The organism is Marinococcus salis (assembly GCF_054971365.1).
Genome location: NZ_JBQOJB010000009.1, coordinates 66,090 through 83,210, shown reverse-complemented (window position 1 = coordinate 83,210; position 17,121 = coordinate 66,090). Strand labels below are relative to the sequence as shown.

19 protein-coding genes are annotated in these 17,121 nt (G+C 51.6%); 16 read left to right on the top strand and 3 right to left on the bottom strand.

The features are described 5' to 3' along the window. The first annotated feature begins 5 nt into the window (after window positions 1–5). On the top strand, window positions 6–1,307 hold the full coding sequence (locus tag ACTTK6_RS09860) for a UDP-glucose dehydrogenase family protein (RefSeq protein ID WP_079475405.1): 1,302 nt from the start codon (window positions 6–8) through the stop codon (window positions 1,305–1,307). A 66-nt stretch (window positions 1,308–1,373) separates the two neighbouring features. Here the strand turns inward: ACTTK6_RS09860 and ACTTK6_RS09855 are convergent, their stop codons facing one another. Both ACTTK6_RS09855 and ACTTK6_RS09850 read right to left on the bottom strand, forming a co-directional pair. Next, the gene (locus ACTTK6_RS09855) at window positions 1,374–2,417 is read right to left on the bottom strand and encodes an LCP family protein (protein WP_094908618.1); all 1,044 of its coding nucleotides are present in this window, start codon (window positions 2,415–2,417) and stop codon (window positions 1,374–1,376) included. Window positions 2,418–2,636: 219 nt separating this feature from the next. Further along, complete coding sequence (locus ACTTK6_RS09850; protein WP_462833314.1) at window positions 2,637–3,275, bottom strand: YigZ family protein; 639 nt, start codon at window positions 3,273–3,275, stop codon at window positions 2,637–2,639. A 230-nt stretch (window positions 3,276–3,505) separates the two neighbouring features. Here ACTTK6_RS09850 and ACTTK6_RS09845 point away from each other — a divergent pair, with 230 nt between their 5' ends. The 14 genes from ACTTK6_RS09845 (at window position 3,506) to ACTTK6_RS09780 (ending at window position 14,869) form a co-directional block, all read left to right on the top strand. Next, entirely contained in the window at window positions 3,506–4,639 is a 1,134-nt protein-coding gene (locus ACTTK6_RS09845; RefSeq protein WP_079475408.1) for a sensor histidine kinase, read from the top strand. Between the two features lie 59 nt (window positions 4,640–4,698). Further along, on the top strand, window positions 4,699–5,415 hold the full coding sequence (locus ACTTK6_RS09840) for a response regulator (RefSeq protein ID WP_079475409.1): 717 nt from the start codon (window positions 4,699–4,701) through the stop codon (window positions 5,413–5,415). Window positions 5,416–5,550: 135 nt separating this feature from the next. After that, window positions 5,551–6,408 (top strand): DegV family protein, encoded by an 858-nt coding sequence (locus ACTTK6_RS09835; protein ID WP_462833313.1) that lies wholly within the window; start codon window positions 5,551–5,553, stop codon window positions 6,406–6,408. Between the two features lie 62 nt (window positions 6,409–6,470). Further along, window positions 6,471–7,928 carry a DEAD/DEAH box helicase gene (locus tag ACTTK6_RS09830; protein WP_462833312.1) on the top strand — a complete coding sequence of 486 codons (1,458 nt, stop codon included), beginning with the start codon at window positions 6,471–6,473 and terminating at the stop codon, window positions 7,926–7,928. Next, a complete protein-coding gene (locus tag ACTTK6_RS09825; RefSeq protein ID WP_462833311.1) occupies window positions 7,918–8,634 on the top strand; it encodes a phosphoribosyltransferase family protein in 717 nt (238 codons plus the stop codon). Before ACTTK6_RS09830 ends, ACTTK6_RS09825 begins: the two co-directional genes overlap by 11 nt. A 58-nt stretch (window positions 8,635–8,692) precedes the next feature. Then, on the top strand, window positions 8,693–9,097 hold the full coding sequence (locus tag ACTTK6_RS09820) for a TIGR03826 family flagellar region protein (RefSeq protein ID WP_462833310.1): 405 nt from the start codon (window positions 8,693–8,695) through the stop codon (window positions 9,095–9,097). Between the two features lie 133 nt (window positions 9,098–9,230). After that, window positions 9,231–9,497 (top strand): flagellar biosynthesis anti-sigma factor FlgM, encoded by a 267-nt coding sequence (gene flgM, locus ACTTK6_RS09815; RefSeq protein ID WP_079475413.1) that lies wholly within the window; start codon window positions 9,231–9,233, stop codon window positions 9,495–9,497. A gap of 46 nt (window positions 9,498–9,543) precedes the next feature. Continuing rightward, entirely contained in the window at window positions 9,544–10,029 is a 486-nt protein-coding gene (locus tag ACTTK6_RS09810) for a flagellar protein FlgN (protein ID WP_462833309.1), read from the top strand. A gap of 32 nt (window positions 10,030–10,061) precedes the next feature. Next, window positions 10,062–11,663, top strand: a complete 1,602-nt coding sequence (gene flgK, locus ACTTK6_RS09805) for a flagellar hook-associated protein FlgK (RefSeq protein WP_462833308.1) — start codon at window positions 10,062–10,064, stop codon at window positions 11,661–11,663. Window positions 11,664–11,681: 18 nt separating this feature from the next. Next, complete coding sequence (gene flgL / locus ACTTK6_RS09800; protein ID WP_462833307.1) at window positions 11,682–12,581, top strand: flagellar hook-associated protein FlgL; 900 nt, start codon at window positions 11,682–11,684, stop codon at window positions 12,579–12,581. A gap of 114 nt (window positions 12,582–12,695) precedes the next feature. After that, window positions 12,696–13,148, top strand: a complete 453-nt coding sequence (fliW, locus tag ACTTK6_RS09795) for a flagellar assembly protein FliW (RefSeq protein ID WP_079475417.1) — start codon at window positions 12,696–12,698, stop codon at window positions 13,146–13,148. Then, entirely contained in the window at window positions 13,142–13,369 is a 228-nt protein-coding gene (gene csrA / locus ACTTK6_RS09790; protein ID WP_462833306.1) for a carbon storage regulator CsrA, read from the top strand. Before fliW ends, csrA begins: the two co-directional genes overlap by 7 nt. A gap of 349 nt (window positions 13,370–13,718) precedes the next feature. Continuing rightward, complete coding sequence (locus ACTTK6_RS09785; protein ID WP_079475419.1) at window positions 13,719–14,423, top strand: response regulator transcription factor; 705 nt, start codon at window positions 13,719–13,721, stop codon at window positions 14,421–14,423. Window positions 14,424–14,536: 113 nt separating this feature from the next. Further along, the gene (locus ACTTK6_RS09780; RefSeq protein ID WP_462833305.1) at window positions 14,537–14,869 is read left to right on the top strand and encodes a hypothetical protein; all 333 of its coding nucleotides are present in this window, start codon (window positions 14,537–14,539) and stop codon (window positions 14,867–14,869) included. Window positions 14,870–15,154: 285 nt separating this feature from the next. Here the strand turns inward: ACTTK6_RS09780 and ACTTK6_RS09775 are convergent, their stop codons facing one another. Then, complete coding sequence (locus tag ACTTK6_RS09775; RefSeq protein ID WP_462833304.1) at window positions 15,155–15,622, bottom strand: competence protein ComK; 468 nt, start codon at window positions 15,620–15,622, stop codon at window positions 15,155–15,157. Between the two features lie 280 nt (window positions 15,623–15,902). On the opposite strand from ACTTK6_RS09775, the gene ACTTK6_RS09770 reads away from it, so the two are divergent. After that, entirely contained in the window at window positions 15,903–17,000 is a 1,098-nt protein-coding gene (locus ACTTK6_RS09770; RefSeq protein WP_462833303.1) for a flagellin N-terminal helical domain-containing protein, read from the top strand. Window positions 17,001–17,121: the final 121 nt, after the last annotated feature.

Below are 17,121 nucleotides of genomic sequence, written 5' to 3'. Positions count from 1 at the left end.
AACGTATGAAGCTAACAGTAGTAGGCACCGGCTATGTCGGCCTTGTATCAGGAACAAGCTTTGCAGAGCTTGGCAATGACGTGATCTGTGTGGATAAGATCCCGGAGAAAGTAGACCGGTTGAACAATGGGGAAATCCCGATTTATGAACCAGGGTTAAAGGAATTAGTGGACGCAAACCGCGCTGCCGGGCGGCTGCAGTTTACGACAGAACTGCAGCCCGCCGTCCGGGCTTCGGACATTGTAATCATTGCGGTGGGTACACCGGAATCGGAAACAGGGGCTGCTAACATGTCCTACGTGTACGGAGTGGCGGATGAAATTGGCGAAGCGGTAAATGATGACAAGTTCCGCGTGGTCGTGAACAAATCAACGGTGCCGGTAGGGACGGCGGACCGTGTGCGCTCGCTGATTGCCGACAAAAATCCGGATGCTAAGATCGAAGTGTGCTCCGTGCCGGAGTTCCTCCGGGAAGGTTCGGCTGTGAAGGATACGTTCAATCCCGACCGCGTCATTATCGGTACGAACTCGGACAAGGCAGCGGAGATTCTAACAGAGCTGCATCAGCCGCTTACAGACAATATTGTTGTCACGGATCCGCGCAGCTCCGAGATGATTAAATACGCCTCCAACGCCTTTCTTGCGACGAAGATTTCCTTTGTGAACGAAGTGGCTAACATCTGCGATTACTACGGGGCAGATATTAACGCGGTTACCCGTGGGATGGGGATGGACAACCGGATTGGGCCGAAGTTCTTGAATGCAGGGATCGGCTACGGGGGGTCCTGCTTCCCGAAGGACGTTAAAGCGATCAAGCACCTGGCGGAGGTTAAAGGCTACTACCCGCAGCTGCTGCAGGCGGTAAACGACGTGAATGAAAAGCAGAGCCTTCGTATGGTGGACCACCTGAACGTGATTTTTAATGAGGACATCCGCAATATTACGGTGGCGCTTCTCGGCCTGGCCTTCAAGCCGAATACCGACGACATGCGGGAGGCACCGTCCCTGAAAATCATCCGCTCGCTCCAGGAGTACGGCGTGAAAGTGCGTGCCTTTGACCCGGTAGCTGAGGACAACGCCAGACAGCTCCTCGAGGGAGATGTCTACTATGCGGAAAACGCCCTGGATGCATGCGAGGGTGCAGATGCAGCCATGCTTGTCACGGAGTGGGAAGAGTGCCTGCAGGTGACCCCGGAAAAGTTAAAAAGCATTATGAAAAAGCCGGTAATGATTGATGGCAGAAACGCATTTAAAGCAAAGGAATTTAAAGAAGCCGGCTTTATTTATCACGGCATCGGCCGGAAATAATAGAAAGAAGCCCGGAAGGAGTTCGCTCTCCTTCCGGGCTTCTTTTACCTCTGAAAAAGCAAGTGTTTACGGCGCGGTTTCCCCGTAGGTTTCTTCCTCTACAGCGGGTGCCTCATTGTACATCTGCGTGCCGGGGAGGGCCAGTGGCTCCCTGGATGCCGGTAAATCGAGCTGGTTACGCAGGTTGTTGGATATTTCGAGCGTTGCTTCCGAATTTAACTGGTAGTAATAAACCCCGTTAATCGTCGTGTCTGAGCCCTCCAGCTGGGTGGAGTCAATCTCGTTTAATGAGTCGGCGTACTGCTGCAAAGCGATCATGTTGCCGAACGTCAGGTTGGTGCTGACATTTTCGCTGACGCTGTCAAATACGTCATTATAATTATCGATGGATTCGATAGAGCCGGCCTTGCTGATCAGGCTTTCGAGCACCTCCTGCTGACGTTCACCGCGCCCAAGATCTCCGCGTGGGTCCTGTTTTCGCATCCGCACGTATTTCAGCGCTTCTTCGCCGTTCAGCGTCGCCGGTCCTTCTTCAAACGTCGTGCCTTCCTCCGTAAAATCAAATGGCACATTCACATCCACGCCGTTGAGATCGTTAATAATGTCGGTGAAAGCCGCAAAGTCTGATTTTACGTAATAGTCAACCGGAATGTTCAGCGTATCTTCAACGGTCTTAACCGCTAAATCGGTACCGCCGTAAGCGTGGGCGTGGGCAATTTTGTCTTCACCGTGGCCTTCAATGTTTACAAGCGAGTCTCTCGGAATGCTTACGAGCTTTACTTTCTTGGAATCCTTGTTGAAGGTACCGACAACCATTGCATCGGAGCGGCCTGACATCGATCCTTCTTCACGGTCATCCACCCCGAGAAATAATACCGAGAAGCTGTCCTCCGCCGGATCAACGGCCTGGTCCCGCAGATTCGATTTTTCCCCGCGTTGTAGCTCTTCTTCTGTGTCTGCGGATACGCTGTTCAGCTGCTGGAGAAAGTAGGCGGAGGCGCCTCCGGCAAGCAGAAGAAAAAGCAGTGCAACTACAGCCGCCGTTTTCCAGACGAGGGCTTTCTTTCTTCTTTTACGGAGGTTTCTCCGTTGGGATGTTGAGCTTGGCATGTCAGCACTTCTCCTTTAAATTGTATAATGGCCGGGGCATATGAACTAGCAAGAGCGCCTGCAGAGGCGCTGTTAGAGAAAAAGCAGTTATGCATTCGAAAAAAGATTGTATTCTTTTATTGTAGCCGAGGCAGCGACAATAGTAAATAAAATATATACCGAAGCGAAAGGTGTTCCGCTCCTGGGAGCGGGTTTTATTACCCGGGAAATAAAAAAGTGCTAGGACAATTCATCCGTTTCCACGAAGGCCTGTCTTCCTGCTTCTATACCGGCCTGGCCGCTGCTGATATTTACAAGCCACTCCCGGCATGCTTCCTGTTCTTCAACAGGGGCGTAAAGATGAAGCTTTACCTGCTCCTCGTAGTCAACGGTGTCAAGAATATAGGAAGAATTACGGGCTTCGTATTCCAATTTGCCGAGCAGGGTGTAATCGGCAGTCACTACGAGCTCCTGCATCAGGGTGCGCCGTACGATGCCCACGTGATTCAGCGCTTCAGAAACCGAGGAACCATATGCCCGGATCAGGCCGCCGGCGCCGAGCTTTATCCCGCCGAAATAGCGGGTAACCACAACCACGGTATCCTTCAGCTCCCGTTTTTTCAATACTTCAAGCATCGGTACGCCGGCGGTGCCGTTCGGCTCCCCGTCATCATTTGCTTTTTGAATATGGTCCTGTTCGCCAATTACATACGCTGAACAGTTGTGGGCGGCATTCCAATGCTCTTTTTTAATTCCTTCAATGAACGAATGCGCGGTTACTTCGTCTGCTGCACGGGTAATATGAGTAATAAAACGTGATTTATTTATGGTAAATTCATGCTGGCCGCTTTGTTTAATGGTACGATATGAAGTAAGCATACGGTAACATTCCTCCTAGGTAATGTCATTACCGTATAACAGGATTGTAACAGTTGCAACATTTTGGCTAGTATATACCAGGAAATGAGCGAAAATGAATCAAAATGCCAGTTGAATATGTAAATTTATGATTTTTCATTACATAGCGGAATAGGTCCAAAAGAATATGCTAAACTATTCATGAACCGTTCTATGCGGTATTGAAAATTCGCAGGCAAGTATAGAGGGTGATGGTAGCCTTGCGAAACCCAGCAGATTTAGATCAAATTATTGAGCAAATGCTCCAGACAGTAGAGAAAAGTAAAGAAGAAATCTTTGAAATCAGCGAAACCTCCAGAAAAGAACTTCATGCACTCCAGGAAGAATTAAAAGAGATACAGGAACACATTTCTGATACGATTGAACGCTCCGATCAATTGGAGGTTGAAGCGAGAGTCGCAAGAAATCAGTTAGCAGAGGTAAGCAAACGGTTCCGCCAGTTCAGTGATGAAGAAGTGCAGAAGGTGTATGAAAAAGCCAATGAGGCGCAGGTAAACCTGGCTGTGGTCCGCCAGGAGGAAAAACGCCTCCGTGACCGCAGGGACAATATCGAACGCCGCCTGATTCAACTGGATGAAACCATTGAACGGGCTGAAACGCTTGTATCCCAGGTTGGCATTGTTTACAATTTTCTCGCCGGCGACCTGCAGGACGTCGGGGAGTTTGTCGAAAACGCCCGGGAAAAGCACGAGTTCGGCCTTCAGATTATCGAAGCGCAGGAGGATGAGCGCAAGCGGGTGGCGCGTGAAATTCATGACGGCCCGGCGCAGACGCTCGCACACGTTTTGCTCCGCTCGGAGCTTGTCGAGAAAATCTCCCGTGAAAAAAGCGCGGAGGAAGCCATCCAGGAATTCCGGGAGCTCCGCGTCCTGATCCGTTCAAGTCTTGGGGAGGTCCGCAGGATCATTTACGACCTGCGTCCGATGGCGATTGATGACCTTGGCCTTGTGCCGACGCTGCAGAAATATCTGCGCCACCTTGAGGATAATACAGGCATGACGACAGAGTTTACGGCGAAGGGAAAAGAAGCAAGGGTCGCCCCGAACCTTGAGATCGGGCTGTTCCGCATTGTACAGGAAGCAGCCCAGAACGCTTATAAGCACGCAGAGCCGGATCTGCTCCGGGTGCAGCTCGAACAAAGGCCGACGAGCATTACGATCTTGATTAAAGACGATGGCAAAGGATTTGATGTGGATAAAGCCCGGGACAAGTCGTTTGGCCTGCTCGGTATGCGGGAACGTGTGAACGCGCTGGGCGGGGAGCTGACGATTGATTCCGTCATAGGCCAGGGCACGCGGGTGAAGGTGTTTGTCCCGCTTCATTAAAAGCTAAAGCACCAGTATATAAATTAAAGATAAGTGAAGAGAAGAAAGGATGAGAACGTATGCAAGAACGTATCGATGAAAAAATCAAACTGTTGTTGATTGATGACCATCAGCTTTTCCGTGAAGGCGTCAAACGCATTCTGGATATGGAAGAAAACTTCGAAATTGTCGCAGAAGGCAGCGACGGGGAAGAAGCGTTTGCGCTTGTGGAAGATTATCATCCTGACGTTGTGCTGATGGATATCAATATGCCGGGCGTCAACGGCGTCGAGGCAACCAAGACGCTGATCGAGCGCCACCCGGATCTGAAGGTGCTTATCCTGAGTATTCACGATGATGAATCATACGTGACCCATGTGCTGAAAACAGGTGCTTCCGGCTATCTGCTGAAGGAAATGGACGCTGATGCCCTGATCGAAGCTGTGAAGGTGGTCGGCTCCGGTGGCGCGTACATTCATCCGAAAGTGACGCAGAACCTGATTAACGAATACCGCCGGCTCGCTCATGAAGGCGACGATCACGGCGTGGATGACACCGAAATCGGATACAAAGAGGTGGAGTACCGCAAGCCGCTTCATATCCTGACGCGCCGGGAGTGCGAGGTGCTTCAGCTGATGACAGACGGCTACAGCAACCGGATGATCGGCGAATCACTCTATATTAGTGAGAAGACGGTGAAAAACCACGTCAGTAACATTCTGCAGAAAATGAACGTGAACGACCGGACCCAGGCAGTTGTGGAATCCATTAAAAAGGGCTGGGTGAAAGTCCGCTAAACGAGCAAGAGCTGCCGGTGTCATATCGGCAGCTTTTTTGCGCTTTGGCATTGACTTCCGTCGGGAAGTCCGTAAAATGAAATCGAACTCATACATAACCCGTATTTATAGAAAGCACGAAAGGAGAGGGCCTGCTTGCCAAATATCGCCGTAGTTACCGACAGCACATCATACTTGGACCGGGAAGAGCTCAAGCAGTGGAACATTCATGAAATTCCGCTCAATGTGGTGGTGAATGAAGAAACGATGCCGGAGACTGACTGGGACGTTGCCACGTATTTTCAGACGATGAGACATTCAGAAACGCTGCCGACCACGTCGCAGCCGTCGCCGGGAAAGATGGAGGCCCTGTACCGGGAAATTGCCCGGGAGGCCGATGAAATTATTTCGATTCATTTAAGCAGCGGCATCAGCGGAACGCACCAGACAGCTGTCGCCGTCGCTGATGACATTAAGGATACAGTCCGCGTGCACTGCTATGATTCGGAAATCAGCTGCCGGGCGCAGGGCTATTTTGTATTAACCGCTGCCCGGATGGCCTCGGAAGGACATGATATAGCGGCCATTATCGCCGAACTCGATAAAATCAAAGAAACGATGCGAGCGTACTTTATCGTTGAAGACCTGCGCCATCTGCAGCGGGGCGGACGCCTGAGCGGGGCGCAGGCACTCGTCGGCAGCATGCTGCGTATTAAGCCGGTGCTCGAATTTACTGATAAGCAGATTGTGCCATATGAAAAAGTGCGCACCTCTAAAAAAGCACTCGCCCGCATTCAGTCGATTTTTTTGGAGGAGGCTGCCAAAGGACCACTCGAAGCAAGCGTCCTTCACGCTAATGCTGAAGAGGCCGGGGAAGCATTCCGCCGCCAGCTGCAGGAAGCCTCGCCGGAGTCCCGGGTCTCTCTCGACCATTTCGGACCGGTGATCGGCACCCACCTCGGCGAAAACGCCATCGGGCTTACCTGGTACCGTCCCGAAACCCTCTCCAAGTAATTCCGGCGGCCGTCTGGCCGTCTCCTCTTTTTACACCCTCCGACGAAAGGAACCACCCTCCCATGAATAAGCTATCCTCTTTGTTTACCGGCAGTAAACGACCGGCATCTCCTTTTCACTCCCTCTCCTCTGTTTCTGAATTTCCCGATATCCCCTTGCCAGATTACGAACAAATGCAGGCCCACTGCAGCGGCCGGGCGCTTCTCGCCCAGGAACTGCCATATGAGCAAAAAATAATCGATACCTACGTGCGGGCAGGAATGCTGCAAAAGGTGCCTGCCATTACGCAGCAGGGCTCTTTTTGGCGATGCCAGCGATGCAGCAACCAGGATCCCGGCTTGTTCGGCGCCCACACATGCGCATGCGGAAGCGAGCGGTGCTTCTACTGCCGGGAGTGTCTGGAAATGGGCCGGGTGTCAGCCTGCACTCCGCTCTATTACTGGACCGGAACGGAAGCTTTCCGCGCAGTTGCCGAGCCGCTGGCATGGGCTGGCCGGCTCTCTCCCGGGCAGGCACGTGCCTCCAGCGCCGCCGCTGAAGCAGGCAGACAAAAGCGTGAGATGTATATCTGGGCCGTGTGCGGCGCGGGTAAAACCGAGATGATGTTTCAGGCCGTGGCTGAAGCGATCACACGCGGGGAACGTGTGCTGTGGGCTACCCCGCGGACAGATGTAGTAAGAGAGCTGTACCCGCGTCTTGCCGGCGTATTTCCCGGGGTGCCTGCAGCGGCCTGGTACGCCGGCAGTCCCGAAGCGCTGCCGGGAGCGCGCCTGGTGATCGCAACGGCACATCAGGCACGGCGGTTTAAGAGTGCTTTTGATGTGGCGGTGATTGACGAGGTGGACGCTTTTCCGTACGTGTTTGACCCGGGCCTCCAGCAGGCCGTGCGCGAAGCGTGCCGTCCGGAGGCCGCGGTTGTATATTTAAGTGCTACTCCCGGACAAGACGAACAGCGTCGGATGAAAAGCGGGGCACTTGCATATGTGCGGGTGCCGCGCCGGTTTCACGGCCACCCGCTCCCAGTGCCAAAGTGCCGGTGGGCCGGAAACTGGAGCCTGCAGCTCTCCCTCGGGCGCCTGCCAAACGCCCTGCTCCACTGGTGCCGGTCGCGGGACACGGTTCATCCGCTGTTTGTGTTCATTCCCTCCGTAGCGATCATTCAATCGGCGGTAGAAGTGCTCCGTTCAGAAGGATTTCGCTGTGAGGGAGTTCATGCCGGGGACGAAGAGCGGGAGGAAAAGATTACTGCTTTTCGGAACGGAACCCTTGATATACTCGTGACCACTACTATATTGGAGCGAGGCGTCACAATTCCGAAAGCGGATGTTGCGGTGCTTGGCGCGGATGACGCTGTCTTTACCGAAAGCGCCCTCGTACAGATTGCCGGAAGAGCCGGGCGGAACCCGGAGCGGCCGGAGGGTGATGTGATTTTCTTTCACTACGGGCGCACCAAGGCGATGCAGCAGACGATCCGCCATATCGAAACGATGAACCGGGAGGAGGCGCCCTATGAACACTGACGGAGCTCTGTTGTCGTTTGCGCGCGGCCGCTGTCTTTCCTGCCGGGAGCAGCTGCAGACGTCGTGGACATACAATAATCTGTTTACGTGGAAGAAGAGCCTGCTGTGCGACAATTGTACAGAGCAGCTCCCTGCTATTACCGGAGCGGCGTGCCCGGAATGCTGGGCACCAGGGCACCCAGAAGTGTGCCCCGACTGTCTGCGGTGGCGCCGGCAGAACAGCGCCGGCCGCTGGGTGAAAAATGTCTCGCTGTTTCACTACGATAGTTGGATGCAGGCGTGGACGACCCGCTGGAAATTTCGCGGCGACGCGGTGATGGCGGCGGCGTTTTATCACGATCTCCGCCGTGCCTACCGGAAGCATTTTCGCGGCTTCGTGCCGGTACCTATTCCGCTGACGCCGGAACGGATGTTAGAGCGACGGTTTAACCAGGCAGAAGTGCTCGCCGCCAGCCTTAACATTCCGTACGTTTCCGCCCTCGAACGTGCTGCAGAGGCTGCCGGCAAGCAAAGCAAGCAGACGAAACGGGAACGCCTGCAATCCGTGCGCGGCTTTACTGTTTCCCTTCCGGAAATCGTTTCCGGGCGAAACGTTCTGATTATTGACGACATTTATACGACCGGGGCGACGGTTCGCGAAGCAGCAGGAGTGCTTGAGGCAGCGGGTGCTGCGTCCGCGGCTTCGCTTACATTGATTCGTGCTTAAACTCCGGACAGGCTGTGCCGATATAAAAAGCAACACTGAATCAAAGGGGAAACGAACTATGGGCGAATTAAAAAACTGTCCGTCATGCGGCAATTTGTTTGTGCACGCGCTCCGGGCCGTCTGTCCGGAATGCCACCGGGTAGAAGAGGAGCGGTTTCAGAAGGTTTACACGCACGTGAGGAAAAGCAAACACCGCCAGTCGACCATTCTGGAGGTCACGGAGGCTACGGGAGTCAGCGAGGAGGACATTTTCCGCTATATCCGCGAAGGGCGCCTGAACCTTGCGCATCTGCCGAACTTCAGCTACCCGTGCGAAGGCTGCGGGGAGCCGATTCGCGAGCTCCGGCTGTGCCGCGCTTGTTCCGGCCGTATTTCTTCGGGGCTCGAGGCGGAAGCGAAGCAGAAGCAGTGGGAAGCCAGACAAATTAAAGACACGCGGGCGACGTACCGGGCGTGGGAATAAGGGACGAGTCAAAAAGCATGTATGTATGTTAAAATTTAAGTCTTAAGTACCAAGGAAAGCGACGCTGCCCTGGCCGATATAAAGAGTAACAAATCAGCCGGAGCAGAACGTCCGGATGGGAGGGACTTAACAGATGAAAATTCATTCCGCGCATTCCGCTAATGCCATATACCGTAATCAGAACACCCAGCAACAGAAGCCGCCGCAGGGTGAGCAGACAGGGAAAAAAGACTCCGTCGAAATTTCAGCCGCAGCCAAACAGCTGCAGCAGTCGGAGTCCATCGACCCGGCCCGCAGGGAGAAAGTCGACCAGCTGAAAGCCCAGATTGAAAACGGCACGTACGAAGTACGGCCGGAAGAGACCGCAAAAAAGATGCAGAACTACTGGAACAATCAGTAACAGGCCGTCTTCCGGCCTGTTGATACATATATAAAGGAGCGACCGCATGAGCGTACAGATAGTGGTAGAACAGCTTGGCGCACTGATCGAAGAGCACCGGGTGCTACTTGGCATATCCGAACAGAAAACGCAGATGCTGAAAAATAACAGTGCAGAAGCCCTGCAGCAGATTGTCCGCGATGAACGCCGGCAGGTGCAGCGTATCACACGGATCGAGCGGGAACGCCACCAGCAGGCTGCAGCACTTGCAGGGGCCAGCCCGGAGGACACTGTATCCATCGATGCGTTAAAGCCGCTTGCCTCCGAAGCAGAGCGAGCGCAGCTCGAGGCGGGACAGTACGAGCTGATTCAGGTGATGACTGCCCTGCAGCACCAGGAGGAGCTGAACCGGGCGATGCTTGAGGACGCGATGAAATACACGCAGGTGATGCTCAGTGCCATGCAGCCGCAGGAGTCGGCACAGTACGGCCGTCAGGGGCAGATGCCGCAGCGGGCGAAGAGGGAATACTCGGTCTTTGATTCACGGGCTTAAGCAGAGGTACACAGAAACGAGGAGGAAAACGCATGACTTCGACATTCATGGGGCTTGAAACAGCGAAACGGGCGCTCACTGCCCAGCAGCACGCGCTGCAGACGACAGGACATAACATTGCCAATGCCAATACGCCGGGGTTCACACGGCAGCGGGTCGACCTGCAGCAGAGTGATGCTTTTTCGAAAGCCGGCATGAACCAGCCAAGCACGCCAGGCCAGATGGGCGCCGGGGTGGACTCCAACACAGTCGCTCGTATCCGCGACCAGTACCTCGACGTGCAGTACCGGAGTGAAAACGCCAAGCTCGGCTACTGGGAAACGAAAAGCGAAAACCTCTCCCGCATGGAGGACCTGATGAACGAGCCGACCGAAGAGGGCGTCGCCAATGCGATGGACGAATTCTGGAAATCACTGCAGGACCTGGCGGCGAATCCAGAAGACTCCGGGGCGCGTTCGGTCGTGCGCCAGCGCGGGGAAGCAATGGTTGACACCTTTTCCTACATATCCAATTCCCTGCAGGCGAATAAAACCGACCTTGATGCCCAGATTGATAACGAAACCGGCCAGTTCAACTCGCTGCTCAGCCAGATTAACAGCTTAAACGAACAGATCGCGGGCGTCGAGCCGCACGGCAAGGTGCCAAACGACCTGTACGACGAACGCGACCGGCTGATTGACGAGCTGTCGTCTATGGCGACGGTGGAAGTAAAGCGCAATCCGAGCGGTGGAAAGGCGAACAGTAACGCTGAAGGCACGGTCGATATTTTCATGACGAGCAATACCGGCGAGCGTCTGCAGAAGCTGGTGGACGGCAACGCCCTTGCGTACCAGGAAGTGAGCGTGGGAAAATCCGCCGGCCGAAATGGGCACGTGGAAACGGCGAGCTTTGCATGGGCGAATGGCAAAGCGGGCACAAACATTCCCAGTCCTTCTGAGAGCACGAATGTATTTATGCAGTCGAGCGGCAGCATGCAGGGACTGCATGAGGCCTACGGCTACATGAACGAAGCTTCCGGAGAAGTCGAAGGCCTGTACCCGGATATGCTAGGTAACATCGACACGATGGTGACGACCTTTGCGAACGCGCTCAATGAAACCCATCGGGAGGGGTGGACGATGAACGATGTCGAAGCGGGCACAAAGGGTGCCGGCATTGACTTTTTCAGCTTTGACCCGGCGGTACTTGCATCCAAGGGTGCTGCTAGTGCGCTGCGCGTAAGCGGGGACATCAAAGCCGATTTAAACAATATTGCCGCAGCTTCAGCATCAGAAAACGGCACCGGCTATGCCGGCAACGGCTCCAACGCGCTGAACCTCGCTAACGTGAAGGATGCCAGCCTGAACTTCGGGGAAGGAACCGAAAACTCGACGAGCGTGCAGCGGTTCTACCAGGGCGTGATCGGCCAGATGGCGGTCGATGCAAGCGAAGCAAACCAGAAAACAAATATTACCCAGTCCCTGACCTCCAGCGCCGACGAGCGCCGCATGTCGGTGAGCGGGGTAAGCATGGATGAGGAAATGGCCAACATGATTCAGTTTCAGCACGCCTACAACGCGGCGTCCCGGAGCGTAACGACGTTTGACGAAATGCTCGACCGCATCATCAATAACATGGGTCTGGTCGGCCGTTAAAAAAAGGAGGAAAATGATATGCGAGTCACCCAGCAGATGATGACCCAGCGCTCCACCGGCCACATCAGCCAGAGCTATGATCAGATGATGAACCTGCAGGATCAGCTGTCTACCGGCAAAAAGATTACCCGGGCCTCCCAGGACCCCGTCGTTGCGATGAACGGGATGCGCTACCGCTCCCAGGTCGGAGAGGTAGAGCAGTTTGAACGGAACGTCGGCGAAGCGCACAATTGGCTCGACTCCAGCGATGCCGCTCTCGGGGAAGCAACCCAGGTGATGCAGCGGGTGCGTGAGCTTGTCACCCAGGCGTCGAACGACACGTACGAAGGCGAACAGCGCGGCAACATTGCCAAGGAAATCAAGGAACTGAAGGAACAGCTGATCAGCTCGGCCAATACGAAGGTTGGAGACAAGTATATTTTTAACGGCTCCAAGACGACAAAACCGCCAATTGACACTAATGCGACCGAAAACGGCGTAACGGCGGACAGCTTCACCGGCCACGGCGATGCGGTGGAAATGGAGCTCATGAAGGGCATTAAAATCGGCGTCAGCTCCGCCCCGGGTGCAGTGTTTAACGAGCAGCTGTTTAATGAACTCGAACAGCTGCAGGCGGACCTGGAAAACCCTGATACGACCGGGCAAGATCTGCAGAAATACCTGGGCACGCTTGATACGCAGATGAACAGTATTGTAAATGAGCGGGCCGAGCTCGGTGCGCGCTCCAACCGGATTGAGATGATTGAAAGCCGGCTTGCCGATCAAAAGGTCATTTCCAACAAAATTATGTCCAACAATGAAAACGCCGATCTCGAAGAAGTGATTACGAACTTAGTGAACCAGCAGACCGTGCACCAGGCGGCACTCGCCTCGGGCGGACGGATCATGCAGACGACGCTGCTTGATTTTCTAAGGTAAAGAATTTATAAAATGTGGGAAAATCTGTTTTATTATGAAGTGCGATTCAGTATACTTGAATTTGTGACTGTCATCTGTTTCGCATGAGTATTCAAATTAGAAGGGGGCCAAGGTGTGGAAATCGAAACGAAGCATTTAGGTGCTGTCACAATCGAAGAAAAAGATATTACCCGTTTTCCGCAGGGCATACCGGCGTTTGAAGACGAACGCGACTTCGTGTTTCTTCCGTTTGACGACAGTGGAAGCCTGTTTATCATGCAGTCGGTCCAGCATGCGCACATTGCGTTTATTACGGCCGATCCGTTTGTGTTTTTCCCGGATTACGAGCTTGAAGTGCCGGACGCTGTGACGGAGCAGCTGCACATCGAAAATCCGGAGCAGGTACTTGTGTACGTCACGCTGACGCTTGCGAACACGCTTGAAGAAAGCACGGCGAACCTGCAGGCACCGCTGATTATCAATGTCGAACAGAAACTCGGCAAGCAGTGGCCGATGGCCAAGTCGCCGTATGAAACGAAGCACCTGCTGTTTCAACGGGCGCAGAAAGAAGGCACAGGATCATGTTAGTACTCACACGAAAGAAAAAAGAATCGATTCGTGTCGGGGATGATATCGCGATCACTGTACTCGGAATTGAAGGGGACCAGGTGAAGCTTGGTATCGATGCCCCGGAGCATATTGATATACACCGCCAGGAAGTATACGTTTCTATCCAACAGGAAAATCGGCAGTCACTCGCGGGCGATATTACCCTTTTAAAGAAATTATCGGAAAATATGAAAAAATAATAAATGGCTATTCATTCACTACATACAACTTACGGACTAATAAAAATACTAAAAATATGGAAATGTATCTAAAAAATGTACAATAAGGAAAAATTATAGTTCTTTATTCATATTTATGATATAATTAATTTACGATAAGTGGAAAATGCCTAGGGTCATAGGGCTTCTTGTCGGAACCGATGAAGAAAAGGTAGAATTTGTATACGGCCGTTCGAGTTCAGGGGATTGGTTGTCCTGCTGCAGTTTACAGAGAGAAATTAACAGACAAAAACGCAGAGGGCATGCTTGGGGAAAGTGTGTTCAACAATAAAAAACATCACTTTCGGTGAGGTCTCAGGAGGAATACATAATGGCCAAGACTTACAGTCGTAACATCCCGGGAAGCAGGGTGCCGATTTTATTTATCGACCTGCAGGGATCAGAAGTACTGCCGCAGGCAGCAGAATCAATGGGGAAGCTGGCTGTGCGTACGAATGGGGAAGAGTGGACCACGCTCATGCAGCGCGGTTTGCAGAAAGATACGCTGTATTATACAGCGTGCAGTGATTTGGATGCGTTTGTGCGTCTTCAGGAAGCAAAACGGGCCGGATCTGCGTGCAGGATTGGTGTGAACCTGCCGGAGCGGCTCAGGCACCTGGTGGATGAGTTCATCTGCCAGGAAGTGACGATGCTTCTGGCCGCCGAGCGCGACGAAGACGACTGGCGCAAGCATTTTATGCGCGCTACGCAGTTTCAGACGTACATCGACCCGGTATTTCAGCCGCAGGTCGTCGAACGGTATCGCCGCATGAATCAGCTACAGGAAGAACCACCCGAGCAGCAGCTCGAACTCGATGTGCATAAAGCACGCGGCACGCTGTCCGAAGCAGAAATCCGGATTTTGGAAAAAATCCTCGAAGGCAAAAGCAACCGCAAAATTGCCGAGGAATGCTTTCTGGCTGTTGCCACCGTGAACAACCACGTCAGCCACCTGACGAAAAAGATGCAGGCCAACGACCGCACGCACACCATCAAGCGAGCGATCGAAGAAAACTGGGTTGAGTTTATAACGTAAAAGAAAGGCGTAGGTCCGCGGCTTAGGAGTCTCGTACGGCTGACCACGCCCTGCAAAGGAAGTTCGACTAACCTCGCCACGTCCTGTGGCAACGTCGAACTGACCCACATCCTGTGAGCCTAAGGCAGGGCAAGGTCAACGGAACGAGCGACTGCGGACCGAAGCTGGACAATGCGAAAAGCGGAGCCACCCTGGACAGCCGTTCCAGACGGCTGGCGAAAACCTGGCTGGAAGCGTCGACAGACGGTGAAGCCAGGGTGCAGCCAATGGACTGGACGGCTGGGTGGCGGAGCTGGACAGCGAGAAAAGGGAAAATATTTATTCGCTGTTTGAACCGGCTCGCGGTTTTCGGTCGGCTTGTGACGAAATCGCAAACGATCCGAAACAGCGAATGGACCCGGGTGGTAACGCTCGGAGCTAGACAGCGAAAGACGAATTTATCTTAGCGAAAGTAAGCTCGGTAAAGCTCATTACTTTTTGTGAACTATCGAGCTTACTATGTTTGAAAGTCTCTAAATTCAAGAATCAAAAAATGCCATGCTCTATCATTCAAAACGGCATTATTTTTAGTATTATTAGCGAACATGCTGACGCAGCCTTAAAATTACTTCTTAGAATTATAGCATCGTAGCTAGACAGCAACGTCGCTGAACTTTTTAAGTATTATACTTTTCTAACCAAGCATAAACAGAGCGGGAGCCCTTGTACTCCCTGCTCTGTTTTTTTGTTTTTTAGGCAGTAAACATGCTCTGGCAGTGACCCGTACGGAACAGCTGCTGCTGGATCATAAAAGTACTCGCTTTTGTCGGAAGGGAAGCACCGTCTGTAAATTGAATCATCGTTCCATCATCTGAAGTAACAAACTGACCGGGCTGCACATGGTTATAAAATATCCAGATGTTTTCTGGATCGCGCAGCGATGAAATCGGAAACGCATAAATGCCTTCCGACGGATTTACCGGTACTGGCAGCTTCTTGCGGATATGTAAGTAATGCTTTACTGCTTCGCTCCGGCCTTCAAAAGAAGATCCTCCACGCAGACACCCTCTTTTGATAATAGCGGTCGGTGTACATGAAGCCGGTATGCGGGCCCCGTCTTTTTCCCATATAATACTCTTCGCCTCTCCTTCAAAATTAGGTACAATCGCCATCGTGTTTTCATTTACTTCGTACTCTTCCAAAACCATTGTCTTCTGCATAACCCAACACCTCTAATTAAATGTATTCCACAACTATTCTGTCTGTAAATAAGTATACGAATGCTATGTGAAAATAACTAGTACTTTTTGCATAATATAACTAAAAGAATATTTTTAAGAGAATTATAGAAAATACTAAATACATAAACCGAGCAGCCGATATAAGGAGTGTAAGCAGGAATTGCCAAAACGCAGCGTACGGGCGTCAAAGCAAGTTCTGTGACATAGGCTTACCACAAGGACGTGGAAAGTACTTACACACTCAGGGAGGAATTTTACAATGATTATCAATAACAATATTCCAGCGATGAATACACATCGTCAAATGGGGATCAACCAAGGAAACATGCAGTCTTCAATGGAAAAATTGTCTTCAGGTCTCCGTATTAATAGTGCAGCAGACGATGCAGCAGGCCTTGCGATTTCTGAGAAGATGCGAGCACAGATTAACGGTTTAAATCAAGCGAGCCGGAACGCCCAAGACGGTATTTCGATGATTCAAACTGCTGAGGGTGGGCTTAGTGAGACTCACGATATTCTTCAAAGAATGAGAGAACTTGCGGTACAAGGGGCAAATGATACAAATGTTGATGTGGATAGAGAGGCAATAAAAACTGAGTTAGATCAACTCTCTGAAGAAATTGACCGTATTGCAGATAATACACAATTCAATAAACAAACTTTATTGGATGGTACATTCGGAGTAGAGAATTCAAATACTGGGACATTGGCTAAAGGTTCAGATGGTGTGACTGGTATCTCCACTGACGGTATGGCTGCAAGTACAACAATAACATTAACAGTATCTGCAAATGAAGTGACTGCTACTGATGGAGATGGTAATTCCCAGGTAGTTGATGCTGGTGCCGCCTCTGGTGTTACTGGAACTCTAAACTTTGATAATCTTGGTTTATCAGTTAATTTAGAAAACGCAACTATTGCTAATTTGGATTCCGATACTGTTATTACTAGTGCCCAAAATGATAAAAACTTAATGATTGGAGCAAATGAAGATCAAAACCTAGCTATCGGTTTCAGTGATATGACAACTTCAGGATTATCTGTAGAAAAAGCAGACTTAGTTGTAGATTCTTATGCAAATGCTCAAAATACTTTAACTAATATTGAGAGTGCTATTGAAGACGTATCTGCTGAAAGATCAAAAATGGGAGCATGGCAAAATCGATTAGATCATACAATTAATAATTTAAATACTTCTTCTGAGAATTTATCAGCTGCGGAATCACGTGTTCGTGACGTTGATATGGCTAAAGAAATGATGGAAATGACTAAATCAAATATCCTTTCCCAAGCTTCTCAATCTATGTTAGCTCAAGCAAATCAACAACCACAATCCGTACTACAATTACTTGGATAATATTTTTGAACAACTTAGAGGCTCTAGTGATAATGCTAGAGCCTCTTTCTTTACATAATCTGTGGATAAAATAGAATTATTAAATTAGACTTCACGAAATTACAAAAAGAAGGTGTTTAGG